The 13,987-nt window shown below is 67.7% G+C and carries 15 protein-coding genes; 6 read left to right on the top strand and 9 right to left on the bottom strand.

The genetic code is table 11. The annotated features are described in order from the left end of the window. Nucleotides 1–9 precede the first annotated feature (9 nt). From C6A86_RS07985 to C6A86_RS07970, 4 genes are read left to right on the top strand one after another with little or no spacing between them, the layout of a single operon-like run. Nucleotides 10–888: a sulfite exporter TauE/SafE family protein gene (locus C6A86_RS07985; RefSeq protein WP_105366703.1), complete on the top strand. Its 879-nt coding sequence runs from the start codon at nucleotides 10–12 to the stop codon at nucleotides 886–888. Between the two features lie 59 nt (nucleotides 889–947). Then, nucleotides 948–1,217 carry a metal-sensitive transcriptional regulator gene (locus C6A86_RS07980; RefSeq protein ID WP_105366670.1) on the top strand — a complete coding sequence of 90 codons (270 nt, stop codon included), beginning with the start codon at nucleotides 948–950 and terminating at the stop codon, nucleotides 1,215–1,217. Between the two features lie 13 nt (nucleotides 1,218–1,230). Beyond that, entirely contained in the window at nucleotides 1,231–1,641 is a 411-nt protein-coding gene (locus C6A86_RS07975; protein WP_105366669.1) for a DUF302 domain-containing protein, read from the top strand. A gap of 35 nt (nucleotides 1,642–1,676) precedes the next feature. Next, the gene (locus C6A86_RS07970; protein WP_105366702.1) at nucleotides 1,677–3,023 is read left to right on the top strand and encodes an MBL fold metallo-hydrolase; all 1,347 of its coding nucleotides are present in this window, start codon (nucleotides 1,677–1,679) and stop codon (nucleotides 3,021–3,023) included. Here C6A86_RS07970 and C6A86_RS07965 read toward each other — a convergent pair. From C6A86_RS07965 to C6A86_RS07945, 5 genes are all read right to left on the bottom strand, one after another. Continuing rightward, nucleotides 3,020–3,355 carry a DUF202 domain-containing protein gene (locus C6A86_RS07965; protein WP_105366668.1) on the bottom strand — a complete coding sequence of 112 codons (336 nt, stop codon included), beginning with the start codon at nucleotides 3,353–3,355 and terminating at the stop codon, nucleotides 3,020–3,022. The two genes, C6A86_RS07970 and C6A86_RS07965, sit on opposite strands and share 4 nt — an antisense overlap. Nucleotide 3,356: 1 nt before the next feature. Continuing rightward, nucleotides 3,357–3,737 carry a YidH family protein gene (locus C6A86_RS07960; RefSeq protein ID WP_105366667.1) on the bottom strand — a complete coding sequence of 127 codons (381 nt, stop codon included), beginning with the start codon at nucleotides 3,735–3,737 and terminating at the stop codon, nucleotides 3,357–3,359. A 121-nt stretch (nucleotides 3,738–3,858) separates the two neighbouring features. Beyond that, complete coding sequence (locus tag C6A86_RS07955) at nucleotides 3,859–5,535, bottom strand: cation:proton antiporter (protein ID WP_105366666.1); 1,677 nt, start codon at nucleotides 5,533–5,535, stop codon at nucleotides 3,859–3,861. A 90-nt stretch (nucleotides 5,536–5,625) separates the two neighbouring features. Beyond that, nucleotides 5,626–6,198 carry a hypothetical protein gene (locus C6A86_RS07950; RefSeq protein ID WP_105366665.1) on the bottom strand — a complete coding sequence of 191 codons (573 nt, stop codon included), beginning with the start codon at nucleotides 6,196–6,198 and terminating at the stop codon, nucleotides 5,626–5,628. A 48-nt stretch (nucleotides 6,199–6,246) separates the two neighbouring features. Further along, complete coding sequence (locus tag C6A86_RS07945) at nucleotides 6,247–6,828, bottom strand: hypothetical protein (protein ID WP_142407103.1); 582 nt, start codon at nucleotides 6,826–6,828, stop codon at nucleotides 6,247–6,249. A gap of 186 nt (nucleotides 6,829–7,014) precedes the next feature. Between C6A86_RS07945 and C6A86_RS07940 the strand changes: the two genes are divergently transcribed. Further along, nucleotides 7,015–8,661, top strand: coding sequence for a GAF domain-containing sensor histidine kinase (locus C6A86_RS07940; RefSeq protein ID WP_233213292.1), 1,647 nt, complete (start codon nucleotides 7,015–7,017; stop codon nucleotides 8,659–8,661). 9 nt (nucleotides 8,662–8,670) lie between these two features. Here the strand turns inward: C6A86_RS07940 and C6A86_RS07935 are convergent, their stop codons facing one another. From C6A86_RS07935 to C6A86_RS07925, 3 genes are all read right to left on the bottom strand, one after another. Then, complete coding sequence (locus C6A86_RS07935) at nucleotides 8,671–9,663, bottom strand: Acg family FMN-binding oxidoreductase (RefSeq protein ID WP_105366663.1); 993 nt, start codon at nucleotides 9,661–9,663, stop codon at nucleotides 8,671–8,673. Between the two features lie 84 nt (nucleotides 9,664–9,747). Next, nucleotides 9,748–11,463, bottom strand: coding sequence for a solute carrier family 26 protein (locus C6A86_RS07930; protein WP_105366662.1), 1,716 nt, complete (start codon nucleotides 11,461–11,463; stop codon nucleotides 9,748–9,750). Further along, nucleotides 11,460–11,717, bottom strand: coding sequence for a three-helix bundle dimerization domain-containing protein (locus C6A86_RS07925; protein ID WP_105366661.1), 258 nt, complete (start codon nucleotides 11,715–11,717; stop codon nucleotides 11,460–11,462). The genes C6A86_RS07930 and C6A86_RS07925 overlap by 4 nt, the downstream gene beginning before the upstream one ends. Before the next feature lie 181 nt (nucleotides 11,718–11,898). On the opposite strand from C6A86_RS07925, the gene C6A86_RS07920 reads away from it, so the two are divergent. Continuing rightward, nucleotides 11,899–12,933: a zinc-binding alcohol dehydrogenase family protein gene (locus C6A86_RS07920; RefSeq protein ID WP_199196468.1), complete on the top strand. Its 1,035-nt coding sequence runs from the start codon at nucleotides 11,899–11,901 to the stop codon at nucleotides 12,931–12,933. Nucleotides 12,934–12,959: 26 nt separating this feature from the next. On the opposite strand, the gene C6A86_RS07915 is transcribed toward C6A86_RS07920, so the two are convergent. Beyond that, the gene (locus C6A86_RS07915; protein WP_105366699.1) at nucleotides 12,960–13,856 is read right to left on the bottom strand and encodes a universal stress protein; all 897 of its coding nucleotides are present in this window, start codon (nucleotides 13,854–13,856) and stop codon (nucleotides 12,960–12,962) included. Between the last annotated feature and the right edge of the window lie 131 nt (nucleotides 13,857–13,987).

Here is a 13,987-nt window from a genome sequence, read left to right as displayed (position 1 = left end):
ATGACCGACATGATCGTTCTCACCATCGGGTTGGCCGTGTTCGTGGGCGTCGCCCTGGGATTGCTCGGCGGCGGCGGGTCAATCCTCACCGTCCCGCTGCTGGCCTACGTCGCAGGGATGGATGCCAAGCAGGCCATCGCCACCTCACTGCTGGTCGTCGGTGTCACCAGCGCGATCGGCGCGGTCTCACACGCCCGTGCCGGCAGGGTGCAGTGGCGCACCGGCCTGATCTTCGGTGCGGCGGGCATGGCCGGCGCCTACGGCGGCGGTTTGCTCGCCCGGTTCATTCCCGGCAGCGTCCTGCTGATCGGATTCGCCGTGATGATGATCGCCACCGCCATCGCCATGCTGCGTGGACGCAAGAACATCGAGGTCACCGACGAGGCGCACCGGATGCCCGTGCCCAAGATCGTCGCCGAAGGGCTGGTCGTCGGCCTGGTCACCGGACTCGTCGGCGCGGGCGGCGGATTCCTGGTCGTACCCGCCCTGGCACTGCTCGGCGGCCTGCCGATGCCCGTCGCGGTCGGCACCTCGCTGATCGTCATCGCGATGAAATCCTTCGCCGGCCTCGGCGGCTATCTGTCCAGCGTCCAGATCGACTGGGCGGTGGCGGGCGCGGTGACCGCCGCGGCCGTGATGGGCACCCTGCTCGGGGCCCGTCTGACCGCGAAGGTCGACCCGGACGCGCTGCGGAAGTCCTTCGGCTGGTTCGTGCTGGCGATGTCATCGGTGATCCTCGCCCAGGAGATCCATCCCGGCGTCGGGATCGCCGCCGCGGCACTCACGGCGGTCGCGGCGGCCATGACCTTCGCCTGCACCCGGTTCGCACACTGCCCGCTGCGGCGTCTCATCGCCGCACCGGGCTCGCGACCGGCGGCCGCATCATGACCGCGAGGAATACCCCCGCGGGTACCATGGCTGTACTGTCCGTAGAGAGGAACAACACCATGGTCGGTGACGAAGACGCAATCGCCGCAGTGCTCAACAGGCTGCGCAGGGCACAGGGGCAACTCGCCGGAGTGATCTCGATGATCGAACAGGGCCGCGAATGCAAGGACGTGGTGACCCAGCTTGCCGCGGTGTCACGCGCCCTGGACAGGGCCGGCTTCAAGATCGTCGCCACCGGGATGCGGGAATGCCTGACCGGTGAGGCTCAGGACGGCAAGCAGCCGATGACCGAAGCCGAACTGGAGAAATTGTTCATGGCACTCGCCTGATCAGGAGGTAGATATGGGTTACGCACTGTCGACGACGCTGCACACCACATTCGAGGATGCGGTGGAGCGGACTCGAAAGGCCTTGGCCCAACAAGGTTTCGGCATACTGACCGAGATCGACATGAAGGCCACGCTGAAAGCCAAGCTGGGCGAGGACATCGAGGACTACCTGATCCTCGGTGCCTGCAACCCCCCGTTGGCACACCGGGCGGTGATCGCAGACCGGCAGATCGGCCTGCTGCTGCCCTGCAACGTCGCGGTGCGTGCCGATACCACCGCCGGTGCCGACACGGTGATCGTCGACGCGATGGATCCGCAGGTGATGGTTGCGCTCTCCGATCAGCCCGGGGTACGCGAGGTCGCCGACGAGGCCGCCGCCAAACTGCGGGCCGCCCTCGACACCCTGGACGGGGGAAGCCGATGACGTTGCCGCACAGCAATATCAGCCCTCCGCCCCAGATCGACGTGGCCATCATCGAAACCACCGGACTGGGTGACCGCAGCTACCTGATCAGCATCGACGACATCGCCGTGGTGATCGATCCGCAACGCGATATCGACCGGGTGCTGGACCTGGCCCGTGAGCGGGGGGTGCGGATCACCCATGTGCTCGAGACACACATCCACAACGACTACGTCACCGGCGGTCTGGAGCTCTCCCGCACCGTCGATGCCGAATACGTGGTGCCCGCCGGTGACGAGGTCGGCTACCAGCGCCGCGCTGTCGGCGATGGCGACGTGATCGATGTCGGGCCGATCCGGCTGCGGGTCATGCACACCCCCGGCCATACCCACCACCACGTCAGCTACGTGCTGCACGACGCCGCCGACGCGGTGCTCGGCGTGTTCACCGGCGGGTCGATGCTGCACGGCACGACCGGCCGTACCGACCTGCTGGGCTCCGAGCACACCGAAGAGCTCAGCCACGCGCAGTTCCACTCGGTGCGCCGGCTTGCGGCCGAACTGCCCCAGAATGCCCAGGTCTACCCGACACACGGCTTCGGCAGCTTCTGCTCGGCGACCCCGGCCAGCGGCGACGCATCAACCATTGCCGATCAGCGCCAGGACAATCCGGCACTGACCCAGGACGAGCAGAGTTATGTCGACGAGCTGATCGCCGGCCTGTCGGCCTACCCCGCCTACTACGCACACATGGGCGTCATCAACGCCCGGGGTCCGGCGCCGGTGGACCTGTCGCTTCCACTGCCGGTGGACCCCGCCGAACTGCGTCGGCGCATCGACGCCGGCGAGTGGGTGGTGGACCTGCGCAACCGCACCGCCTTCGCCGCCGGGCACCTCGACGGCTCGGTCGGGTTCGAGCTCTCGGATTCCTTCGTCACCTACCTGGGCTGGCTCTACTCCTGGGGGTCTCCGCTGACCCTCATCGGCGACAGCGAGTCCCAGATCGCCGATGCCCGGCGCGAACTGGCGCGCATCGGCGTCGACAACCTCACCGGGTCGGCCGTGGGCGAGGTACACACGCTGACCGGGGATACACCGCTACGGTCCTACCGGGTCGCGGATTTCGCCGACCTGGCCGAGGCGCTCGGCACGCGACGGCCCGCCGTGCTCGATGTCCGGCAGAGCGGTGAGTTCGACGACGGCCATATTCCGGGCGCGCTCAACATCCCGCTGCACGAAATCAGCAGGCGCATCGATGAAGTGCCCGGCGGCGACGTGTGGGTGCACTGCGCCTCCGGCTACCGCTCCTCCATCGCCGCCTCGTTGATCGACCGCGCCGACCGCGCCGTGGTCCTCATCGACGACGATTTCGACACCGCCGAGAAGCTGGGCCTCGTCCGCTAACCGAACACCGCCGAGACGAGCAGCGCGATGACAACAGCCGCCGCGAACGCGACGGTGGCGCCGCCGATCAGCAGGATCTCGGTACGTGGAGCGGGCATGACCGCGCCGTCCGCGGCTCGGATCTGCCGCGACCGCCGATAACCGAGCGCCAGGACGAGCAAGGCGAGCGCCGTCGCCGTCAGCGCCAGCGCTGTCCGGCCCGGCCCGAGCGGGCCGTGTTGGCGCAACATCACCAGCGCGCCACCGACCAGGAATCCGAATGCGCTTCTCTCCCATGATAACAACGTGCGCTCGGCGGGCAGTCCGGGTTTCCACGGCTCTCGGCGTGCCATCTCACCCCCGGGCCGGCGGCCAGACGACCAGGATCACCAGGACCGCGACGGTGACCACGAAGATCGCGCCGCCGAGCAGCACCGGCACCAGCGTGGGCGGCAGGTCCTCGTCACGGCGCATCGCCGTCTGTACGCGTTGCCAGCGCCGCACCGCCAGTGCCGCCAGCAGCCCACCGCCGGCGGTGAGCACCACGCTCAGACCGTGCCGCACACCGGGGATACCGAAGGACGGCACGAACTGCACCACGGCGATACCGCCGGCGATCAGCGCCAGCGCCGTGCGGATCCAGGCCAGAAAGGTGCGCTCGTTCGCCAGCGTGAAGCGGTAGTCCGGTTCGGCCTCGCCACCGTGATCCGGCGAGTGATCGTGACCGGTTGACATCACGAGACCGCCCTTTCTGAACCATCAACTCTCTTGTCAGACTACATCGTCGTTGTGCGGCAGCAGGTTCCGTTCGGCGAATTCGTTACGCGCCGGCGGCGACCAGGCGCATCGCCAAGACCTATCTGTCACTGTGACCGCCGGACTTCCCGTCATCACCCGTCGCGTCGCCGCCGTCGGTGAGCAGTTCGTGCAGCGTGTCCGACGTCGCGCGCGCGGCCGTGGAAAACGGCTCGAGCACGGTGTGGACCCCGGCGGCGCGCAGGCGCTCGGCATCGTGGTGGGTGTGTGCGGTGAGCGCGATGGTGCCGCCGAATCCGTGGTGGCGCAGGGCGTGTAAGAGCGTCAGGTTGATCGTCACTATCGGAATGGCGCTGATGACGTACTTCGCCTGCGCCAGCGGCAGCGCCTCGAGCAGCTGCTCGTCCTCGGCACTGCCGAACACCACGGCGAACTCGTCACCGGAATGCGTCTTGATCTGGTGTGGATCGAAGTCCACCGCAAGGACCCGGTGGCCGGCCTCGCTCAGCCGGTGGGCCAGGTGTCCGCCGAACCGGCCCAGGCCGTAGAGGATCACGTCACAATCATCGGCGACAACGGTTTTCGGATCGCGGGGCCGTCGCCGCTCCAGGCGAGCCAAACCGCTCTTGACGCGGTCGTAGATCTGTTCGGAATAGGTGATCAGGTACGTCGACACGGCGATCGTGATGAGTCCCACCAGGGTGATGAGACTGACCGTGGCGTTGGTGATGTGACCGAGGCTGAGCCCCAAAGCGGCCAGGATCCAGGAGAACTCCGATATCTGCCCCAGCGGTAGTCCGGCAAGGACGCTGACGCGCAACGGATAACGCATCAGCGACATCACCGCGATCACGATCAACGGCTTTCCGATCAGCACCAGCGCGGCGAACACCACTGCCGGGAGGATCTGTCCTGCGACATCGGTGAATTCGAGTCGGGAGCCCAGTTCGAGGAAGAAGAACAGCAGCAGGAAGTCACGCAGGCTGGCCAGCCGGGCGCCGAGGGCGTCCCGGAACGGCGTGCTCGCCAACGAGACTCCGGCGAGAAAGGCGCCCACTTCGGAGCTGAATCCCAGCCATTCGCTCAGCGCGGCCATCGACGCCGCATACGCGACGCCGAACAACACCAGCAGGTCCGCCATTCTCGCGATGTGCGGCAAAAGCCAGGGCAGCACATAGCGCATCAACAGCCACGCCGCGCCCAGCAGCCCCGCCCCTTTGAGGAGCACATCCACCACGCCGTGGCCGAGCCCGCCACCGGTGTCCTGCCCGAAAGCGGTCAGCACGATCATCACGACCACCACCACGAGGTCCTGCACGATGAGCAGGCCGACCGCGATGCGCCCGTGTAGTTGGTCGAGTTCGCGCTTGTCCGACAACAACTTCACGATGATGATCGTCGACGAGAAGGTCAGTGCCATGGCGATGTAGAGCGCGGTGAGGCCGTCCATTCCGAATGCCAACGCCGCGAGGTAACCGAGCACCGCGGTGATCACCACCTGGCTCAGCCCCGTGATCACCGCCACGGGGCCGGTGCTCCGAATCATCTGCACGTCGAGTCGGAGCCCGACGAGGAACAGCAACAGTGCGATCCCGAAGTCGGCCAACAGTTCTATCGTGCCGTCGGCCGATACCCATCCGGTGCCCACCGGACCGACGGCGACGCCGACCGCCAGGAACGCGACGAGCAGAGGTTGGTGCAGGCGGGCGACGACAAGCCCGGCGACGGTGGCCAGCGCCAGCACTGCGGCGAGGATGGGGAAGGGGTGCACATCCATACTCCGGAGTCCTTTCGCCTGTCCGCTGAGATGATGCCACCGGTGACGCACCACCGACGCGCCGCTGTCACCACGTGCGGACGTGGCGAATCAGCGGGCTACCGGATCCGCGCCGGCGCTGGCGAATCTGCGCACTCCCGCCGCCTCGGCTGTCACCCGGAATGGGGCGCTTTCTGCTCGACGCTGGACGCCACGCAACATGGCCCGTGTCACGAGAGCCCGCACGGGGCCGAGCAGTTCCACGCCGACGACTTGACCGGGGTGTCGCAGACCGATCCGGCACCGCAGCAGTACCCGGCAGCGGTCCGCACCGTGCGGAATCACGCTCACCGACCACACGGCGCCCGCGTGCAGGCCCTTCGGCGTCGACTGCAACACCAGGACAGCGCCCTCGGACAGGTGGGCCACCTGCAATGGCGCAGCCATCCATCGGCTCATGCCGGCACGATTCCGAAGGGTCCGCAACAACTCTGACCAGACCGCGTCCGCTGGTGCGTCCACCCACACGCCTTCGGTGGTCTGGACGGCAGGCGCGCCCACAAGGTCGTCGCCGGGCAGGCGCGAGGTGCACTCCCCCTTCGTCGTGCCCCAGTTTCGGTAGAACTGCCGCAATCCCACCAGGCCGGCGACGACCACCACCCCGTTCACGATGTACTTGACCATGTGGTCACCATGCGACGGTTCGCAGTCCTGGGCTAGGGCCGGTGGTCCTCAACCGTGAGGTGTTTCGGCCACTTGCCCGTGGGACGCGCCCTTGTCGTTGGGGGGACGCTCGGACCGCCACCCCATGTAGCTCACATAGAGCGAACCCACCATCAGGAGCGCGTAGACAACGGGCACGACCGCCGTCGCGCTCAACATCCGTTGTGCCAGCGAATCCAGCGCGGCGGGAAAGGTGAGCAGCAGGATGCCTTTTGCCAGCATCGTCCAACCCAGCAGCGAAACGATGAACGCCGTGGCGCCCCGCCATGACCGGTGAAAGGTGACGACCGCGATCCCCGCGGCCGTCACGAACACACCTGTCACCCAGGGCCACACGGCGCTGGCGGAGAACTCGGACAGAATCGGTGTCAGATCGTCGGCACGCAGCAGCACGGCGAACGACATCATGCCAAGGAGCGGTCCGAGAACCCTGGCGAAATTACGCGTATGACCGTCGGCCCGTTGCGACACGTTCATGTCGTCTCCCTCGATGAGTCCCTGCGACCGGGCTGATCGGCCCATCTCAGGGAACCACCGGCCCACCCTCGGCAGGCAGGGCCAAAGGCCCTCTGCCTGGGTTTCCTTGGTCACGGCGCCTGCCGTCCGGCCCGGCCGGGCCACGGCTTTCCACACCGCCCCGGAACTCGAACCCTGATCCCACATCGCCGTATTGCGGCCGCACATGAGCGCGTACCCTGGCCCGCAGGGGGTGCCGTGGAAATCAAGAACGAAGAGTCGGCGTTCACCCATCTGGGCAAGCCCGACCTGGTCGGCGAGATACACCTGCAGCTCGATGAGCTGCAAGGCGCCTCCGATCAGACCGAGAAGCTGTTGCACGTCATCATGGGCATCAGCTCCGACCTGGATCTGGACGCCACCCTCGATCGGATCACCCACGCGGCGATCACGCTGACCGGTGCGCGGTACGGCGCGCTGGGGGTGCGGGACGGCGGCGGCGCACTCACGTCCTTCCTGCACCAGGGCATCGACCCCGCACTCGTCGAACGTATCGGGCCGCTACCGGTCGGCAAGGGTGTACTCGGCGTTCCGCTGCAGGACGCCCCGGCGCTGCGCCTCGATGATCTCGCCGACCACCCGGCGGCGGCCGGTTTCCCGCCGCATCATCCCCCGATGCACGCCTTCCTGGGGGTTCCGATCACCATCCGCGGCGAGGTGTACGGGAGCCTGTACGTCACCCACGACCGGCCGGGCCCCACGTTTTCGGAGAGCGACGAAGTGTCCGTGCGGGTGCTGGCGTCCGCGGCCGCGGTCGCCATCGACAACGCACGCCTGTTCGAGCGGGTGCGGGCGGCCGCCACCTGGATGCAGGCAAGCCGCGAGATCAGCACGGCCCTCCTCTCAGGGGGCCCGGGGTCGGAGAACCCGCTGCGCCTGATCGCCGAACGCGCCCGCGACCTGACCGACGCCGAGCAGGCGATCGTCCTGGTGCCCGAGACCGGCGATTCCGACGACGACGCCCGGACCTTGATCGTGTCCACAGCGGTGGGGTTGCACGCCGAGAAGGTCGTCGGACAACGTGTCCCCATCGATTCGTCGACCAGCGGCAGCGTGTTCCGGTCCAAGATGCCGGTCATCACCGAGTCGTTCCTGCACCCGATCCAGTCCTTCACCGATGTCGGTCAGCGGCCGGCGATCGTCATGCCGCTGACCCTCGAGGACGCCGTGATCGGCGTCCTCGCCATCGCTCGCCACCAGGATGACGCACCGTTCGACCCGTCCTATCTGGACCTCGTCCGCGACTTCGCACGGCATGCCGCAATCGCACTGACCCTGGCATCGTCGCGGGCACGCGAACGTGAATTGCTGGTGCTCGCCGACCGGGAGCGCATCGCGCACGACCTGCACGACCACGTCATCCAGCGGTTGTTCGCCGCGGGTTTGGACGTTCAGGGCACCATCGCGCGGTCGAGGTCGCCGGAGGTCAACGATCGCCTGGCCCGTACGGTCGACGAACTGCAGAGCACCATCGAGACCATCAGGTCCACCATCTTCAAATTGGAGTCGCCCGTCGCGAAGAACGCTGATCTTCGGGTCCGGTTGCAAGCGTTGATCTCCGAACTGGCGGGTGACAGCGGTATCGCCACCTCGGTGCGGGTGGCCGGTCCGTTGGGCGGCGTCGCCGCCGCGGTGTGCGAACACGCCGAGGCGGTGGCCAGTGAGGCCATCAGCAATGCGGTGCGTCATGCTCATGCCTCGCATATCAACGTCACCGTCATGGTGGACGACGATTTCACCGTGGAGATCGCCGACGACGGCGACGGCATACCCGAAGACAACGTGCGCCACAGCGGTCTTGCCAATATGCGTTGGCGGGCAGAACATCTCGGCGGGACGTGCACCATCGTCACCGCGCCCGGATCCGGCACCACGGTGCGCTGGACCGTACCGGTACTGCTGGACTGACCACCCGGCCTAAGACACCGGGCCACCGTCGAGGGTGTGCACGACGTCGTCGACCGCTCGCCGCGCCGTCGCGGGCAACGGGTCGGCACCGACCGGCGCCCAACCGATGCGCAGCATCATCTGTGGATAGGCTTCGTCATCGAACACCTCGGATCGGAGCGCGGCACGCGTCTCGGCGATCTCGAGCGGCTCTGACACCGGGCAGCTGGACAGCCCCAGCACCGTACTGGTCAGCAGCGCCACGCTGGTCGCCTCGCCGGCCCGCAACCGGCCCAGCGCATCGTCATCCCCGGTGCCCAGCGCCAACAGCAGGCCGTGATCGTCTGCGGCCGTGGCACCGGGCGGCTGCGCCAGCGCCGGCCCGGCGAACAGCCGACCGGGTAGGGCGGCCATCGAGTCGGACTCCGGGGTGCTGCGCGCCGGCACCCCGGCAATCGAGGAGTAACGACCGCTCCACGTCGTCAGTTCTGCGAGGTACTCGGCGTCGTTGGCGTGCAGCCACACCGCCTCGGCGACGATCGCCCGGATGTCGATCGTCGTCTCGACGTGGCGCAACTGCACTCCCATCCGGGCCAACCGCACCCCGATCGTCACGATATCCGCGTGCGGCACCGGCCAGTGGCTGAAGTACCGGCGGTCCGTGCGGCGGCGCGGGATGGCGGCGGCCAGCGCGATGTCCTTCTCATCCGGCTCACCCATCGTCAATTCGATCGCAGCCAGATGATCGGGCTCGGCCGCGTTCGGCAACCGGCTGACCTTGCACTGCCAGCCCAGTGCGGCGAACGCCGTCGTGGCGTGGTGCAGCGACGCACCGCAGCTGATCAGGAGGTCACGTCCATCGGGGTCGGTACGTGATAGACGCCGGCCGGGGTCGGCGTACAGGTGGACGCTTCGGTCGCCCACCCGCCACTGCCACGGCTGCGAATTGTGCACCGACGGAGCGCGGGTGGCCATCGACAGCGCCGTGCGAATCGTCGCGGTGTCAGGAAAGTGCACGGTCATCTCTTTCCACGCTCCAGGGGTGAAACACGAAGTTGTCATCTCAATATCGCGCCGTCCTCGGGTCACACACAGAGTCCGAAGTCCCTAAAGCTCGGGACCCGGCTGCGCGCTGCACCACCGCCGGTAGGCAGCCACGGCAGTCGGCAGCGTCATGTAGATATGGTCAGACCCGATCAGTTCGAGCATGCCCGCGGCGCGCAACGCCTCGCGCAGATCGTGTTTGACCCGCGCCATCGCAAAGACGATGCCCCGCCGGTTGCATTCCTGCCGGATGCCGTCCAGCGCGTCCAGAGCAGTCAGGTCCACTTCGACGTTGGCCTCGGCGTTCAGGACGAACCAGCGCACGGGCGTCGGTGACCGGTCGACGGCGGCCATCGCACGCCGGCGGAAGTCGTCGGCATTGGCAAAGCACAGCGGCGCGTCGTACCGATACACCACGAGTCCGGGCACCAGTTCGGCCTGCGGGTAGTCGTCGATATCGTGCATGCCGGCCACGCCGGGCACCAGGCCTTGCACGCTGTCGTGGGCACGGGCGATGCGCCGCATCAGTTCCAGGATCGACAGCGCGACTGCCACCAGCACCCCGTTGAGCACTCCGAACACCGGCACGCAGACGGCTGTCACCACCGCGAGAAGCAGTTCGCTGCGCCGGAATCGAGCGAGCCGGCGGAATTCCGCGATATTCACCAGCTTGATCGCCGCGAACACGACCAGTGCTCCCAAGGCAACGGAAGGAATAGCCGCGACCAGACCGCGCCCCCAGGTCGCGACGCCGAGGACAACGACCACGATCACCAGCGAATGCACCTGTGTGCGTGCACCCGCGGCCACACCGAGGGCGGTGCGGCTTCCGCTGGAACTCACCGGGAATCCCCGGGCCAGCCCCACCGCCAGATTGGCGACCCCCAGGGCGCGCAACTCGGCATTCGCATCGATGTCCTCACCGGCGCGGGCGGCGAAGCCCCGGGCGGTCAGGACGTCGTCCGAGAAGGCCACGATCGCGATTCCCAGTGCGGGAACGATGAGTTCGCGCAGCGTTTCCAGCGGTATCTCCGGTAGACCCGGTGCCGGTATGCCCAAGGGGATCGCACCGACCACGTCGATACCGTGCTGGTGCAGCGCGAAGACGGACACGATGATCGTGGCGCCGAGGACACCGATCAGCGGCCCCGGCACCTGGGGTACACATCGATCGACGGCCAGCAGGAAAACGAGCAGTCCGGCACCCAGAAACGCGGTGGGCCAGTGCAGGTCGCCCATATCCGCGAGGAGTTCGCGGGCCTGCCCCACCAGGTCGGTGCGAGAGAGGTCCAGCCCGAGCAGGGTGCCCGACTGGCTCACCACCATGGCGATCGCAATCCCGGTCATGTATCCCACCAGAACCGGTTTCGACAACAGGCCGGCCAGGAACCCGAGTCGGAGAACTCCTGCCAGGCAACAGGTCAGCCCGACCAGCAGGGTCAGCGCGGCCGCGCAGGCGATATAGCGCGCCGGGTCACCGTCGGCGACCACCACCGCCAACGCCGACGATGTCATCAGGGCGGTGGTCGATTCCGGACCGATCGACAGCTGCCGAGAGGAACCGAGCACGGCGTAGACGAGGAGCGCCGGCAGTGCGGTCCACAAACCCACGGCGGGACTGAGACCGGCGAGGGTGGCGTAGGCCATGCTCTGCGGCACCAGGTAGGCGGCGACGCTCAACCCCGCCTGCAGATCGCCCCGGAACCACTGCCGTTGATAGCCCTGCAGGTTGGCCACGCCCGGTGCCCAGTGGCGCCAGCCGGCGCCGCGACTGCTCATCCGGAAATATAGGTCGACGTCTCAGCCAGGACCAGGAATTCGCGCGGGCGATCCGCAGGGTGCCGATCCCGCTGTATCCGCATCAGGCGCATACTCCGATTCAGCGTCAACGGAATCAGGTGTGCGGTGACCGTCGCCGTGCGTGCCAGATGCCGGTAGGCGCCGCGTACGACATCCTCGACTTCCTCCAGCGGCCGTTCCGGGAACTTGGCCTGCACCTCGGCGATGACTTCACCCAACTCGTCCCGATCCATCGCACGAATGTGGCCCGTTGTCGGGACGGCATGATTGAGCACGGTCGGCTCCCCTTCGAGCAAAACTGCTCATTGTGTGAAGCATGTGCGCACAAACGTAACCCGCGAACGGCCGTCCGGCTTAGGGCCGAAAGACCCCGGGAGGCAGTCAATCGGCCGTCCTCATCCCAAGCAGTCCGCCATGACCGACGATGGACCGGTGAGCACACACATGATGTCGGCATGGCGGGTTACCTCTCCGGGCCCGCTCATTACACGTCCCCTTGACTACGTCACCACCACGGTCACAGAACCCGGCGAGGACGAGGTGCTGGTCGCCGTGACGGCGTGCGGGGTGTGCCGCACGGACCTGCACGTCACCGAGGGCGACCTACCGGTACACCGACCACACGTCACTCCCGGGCACGAGGTGGTCGGCGAGGTCGTCGGGATCGGCACCGGCGTCGGGCCGGGTATCGCCGTCGGCGACCGGGTGGGCGTCGCATGGCTCCGACACACCTGTGGGCGCTGTCGTTTCTGCGTGCGCGGTGCCGAGAACCTCTGCCCGGACTCGCGCTACACGGGATGGGACGCCGACGGCGGATATGCCGAATTCCTCACCGCACCAGCCGATTACGTGCATCCGCTACCGTCCGGCTACTCGGACGCCGAACTCGCCCCGCTGTTGTGTGCGGGCATCATCGGCTACCGGTCGCTGCTGCGGGCGCAGCTTCCGCCCGGCGGCCGGCTCGGCATCTACGGTTTCGGCGGCAGCGCCCACATCACCGCTCAGGTTGCCCTCGCCCAGGGGGCAGAGGTGCATGTCATGACCCGGGGCCGGCAGGCGCGCGAACTGGCCCTCGCACTGGGCGCGGCGTCCGCACAGGCAGCCGCCGACCCACCGCCGTTGCCGCTCGACGCCGCCATTCTGTTCGCACCGGTCGGTGACCTGGTGCCGCCCGCGCTCGAGGGTCTCGACCGCGGCGGCACCCTGGCGATCGCCGGCATCCATCTCAGCGACGTGCCCGCCCTGAACTATCAACGTCATCTGTTCCAGGAACGACAGATCCGGTCGGTGTCGTCGAACACGCGCGCAGACGCTCGAGAGTTCCTGGCGTTCGCCGGTCAGCACCGTATCGAGGTCACCGCACTTCCCTACGCGCTCGATCACGCCGACCGGGCACTGAATGACCTCAAGTCGGGGCGTATCGCGGGGGCTGCGGTGCTCCTACCGTGAGGGCCCGTCGACCGCCGGGATGCCCGTCACCGCGGACGGACCACGATCACGGCACTGCGCGCTCCGTGCGCCACCGCCGAACCCACCGAACCGAGCAGCAGGCCGGCAAACCCGCCGCGCCCATGGCTGCCGACGACCACCAGCTGAGCCGACTCCGACAGCGCGATGAGCTGCTCGGCCGGCTTGCTCTCCACCGCAGTGCGCTCGACAGCGACGTCGGGATAACGCTCCGACCAGCCGGCGAGCCGCTCGGCGAGGGTCTCCTGGGCATCGACGCGGAAATCCTCCCAGTACAGTCCCGGTACGGTCGCGCTGCGGTCGAGCCACGCATGCACGGCGATCAGCCCGACACCCCGCCGGGACGCCTCGTCGAAGGCGACCTCGACGGCGAGTTCTGAAGCAGGTGAGCCGTCGACGCCCACCACCACGGGCGCGTCGGCTGGACGGGACGACGCCGAAAAGTCCTCGTGGACAACGGCAACCGGGCCGTGGGCGTGATGCAACAGGCCTGCGCTCACCGAGCCGAGAACCAGACCCTCGATCTTGCCGAGCCCCCGACATCCCACCACGACCATCTGGGCGTCCTTGGACATGTCCACCAGCGTCCCGGCGGCACGACCCTCGACCATGCACTGGCGGATGGGGACGCGTGATTCATCGGAAATCCGCTGTGCCGCCGCGTCGACGGCATCGCGCATGATCTCCTCACCTCGCCGATCCCGCATTTCGAGGAAGTCCTCGGGGATGGGTACGTCGATCCAGGCCGCGGCGTCCACCTGAGCCAGCACGTGGACGAGGGTGAGCGGGAGGTCGCGCAGATCCGCATCACGCGCCGCCCACTCCAGCGCGGCCAGTGAAGCCGTCGAGCCGTCCACTCCCACGACGACCCCATAGGGACCCGCCGGTACACCGGATGATTTCATGTCGATCTCCTTACCTCTCGGCACGACGATATTGCGGGTGCAGCCGGGCGATCTGGAGGCGTTGGTCACCGCCGAGGTGCCAAAGGGCCCTACTGTGGCGCGGCTGCCACATGGCAACGTGGTCGCCGCAG

The organism is Mycobacterium sp. ITM-2016-00316, from assembly GCF_002968335.2.
In the GTDB taxonomy this organism is placed as follows: domain Bacteria; phylum Actinomycetota; class Actinomycetes; order Mycobacteriales; family Mycobacteriaceae; genus Mycobacterium.
Note: the sequence above shows the minus strand (reverse complement) of the source record. Positions and strands in the feature narration are given on the sequence as shown.

Bases quoted from the DNA above. Each gene is read 5' to 3' on its own strand.
- C6A86_RS07985 (WP_105366703.1), top strand. From the start codon at position 10: ATGATCGTTCTCACCATCGGGTTGGCCGTGTTCGTGGGCGTCGCCCTG.
- C6A86_RS07980 (WP_105366670.1), top strand. From the start codon at position 948: ATGGTCGGTGACGAAGACGCAATCGCCGCAGTGCTCAACAGGCTGCGC.
- C6A86_RS07975 (WP_105366669.1), top strand. From the start codon at position 1,231: ATGGGTTACGCACTGTCGACGACGCTGCACACCACATTCGAGGATGCG.
- C6A86_RS07965 (WP_105366668.1), bottom strand. From the start codon at position 3,355: ATGGCACGCCGAGAGCCGTGGAAACCCGGACTGCCCGCCGAGCGCACG.
- C6A86_RS07960 (WP_105366667.1), bottom strand. From the start codon at position 3,737: ATGTCAACCGGTCACGATCACTCGCCGGATCACGGTGGCGAGGCCGAA.
- C6A86_RS07955 (WP_105366666.1), bottom strand. From the start codon at position 5,535: ATGGATGTGCACCCCTTCCCCATCCTCGCCGCAGTGCTGGCGCTGGCC.
- C6A86_RS07950 (WP_105366665.1), bottom strand. From the start codon at position 6,198: ATGGTCAAGTACATCGTGAACGGGGTGGTGGTCGTCGCCGGCCTGGTG.
- C6A86_RS07935 (WP_105366663.1), bottom strand. From the start codon at position 9,663: ATGACCGTGCACTTTCCTGACACCGCGACGATTCGCACGGCGCTGTCG.
- C6A86_RS07930 (WP_105366662.1), bottom strand. From the start codon at position 11,463: ATGAGCAGTCGCGGCGCCGGCTGGCGCCACTGGGCACCGGGCGTGGCC.
- C6A86_RS07925 (WP_105366661.1), bottom strand. From the start codon at position 11,717: ATGGATCGGGACGAGTTGGGTGAAGTCATCGCCGAGGTGCAGGCCAAG.
- C6A86_RS07920 (WP_199196468.1), top strand. From the start codon at position 11,899: ATGACCGACGATGGACCGGTGAGCACACACATGATGTCGGCATGGCGG.
- C6A86_RS07915 (WP_105366699.1), bottom strand. From the start codon at position 13,856: ATGAAATCATCCGGTGTACCGGCGGGTCCCTATGGGGTCGTCGTGGGA.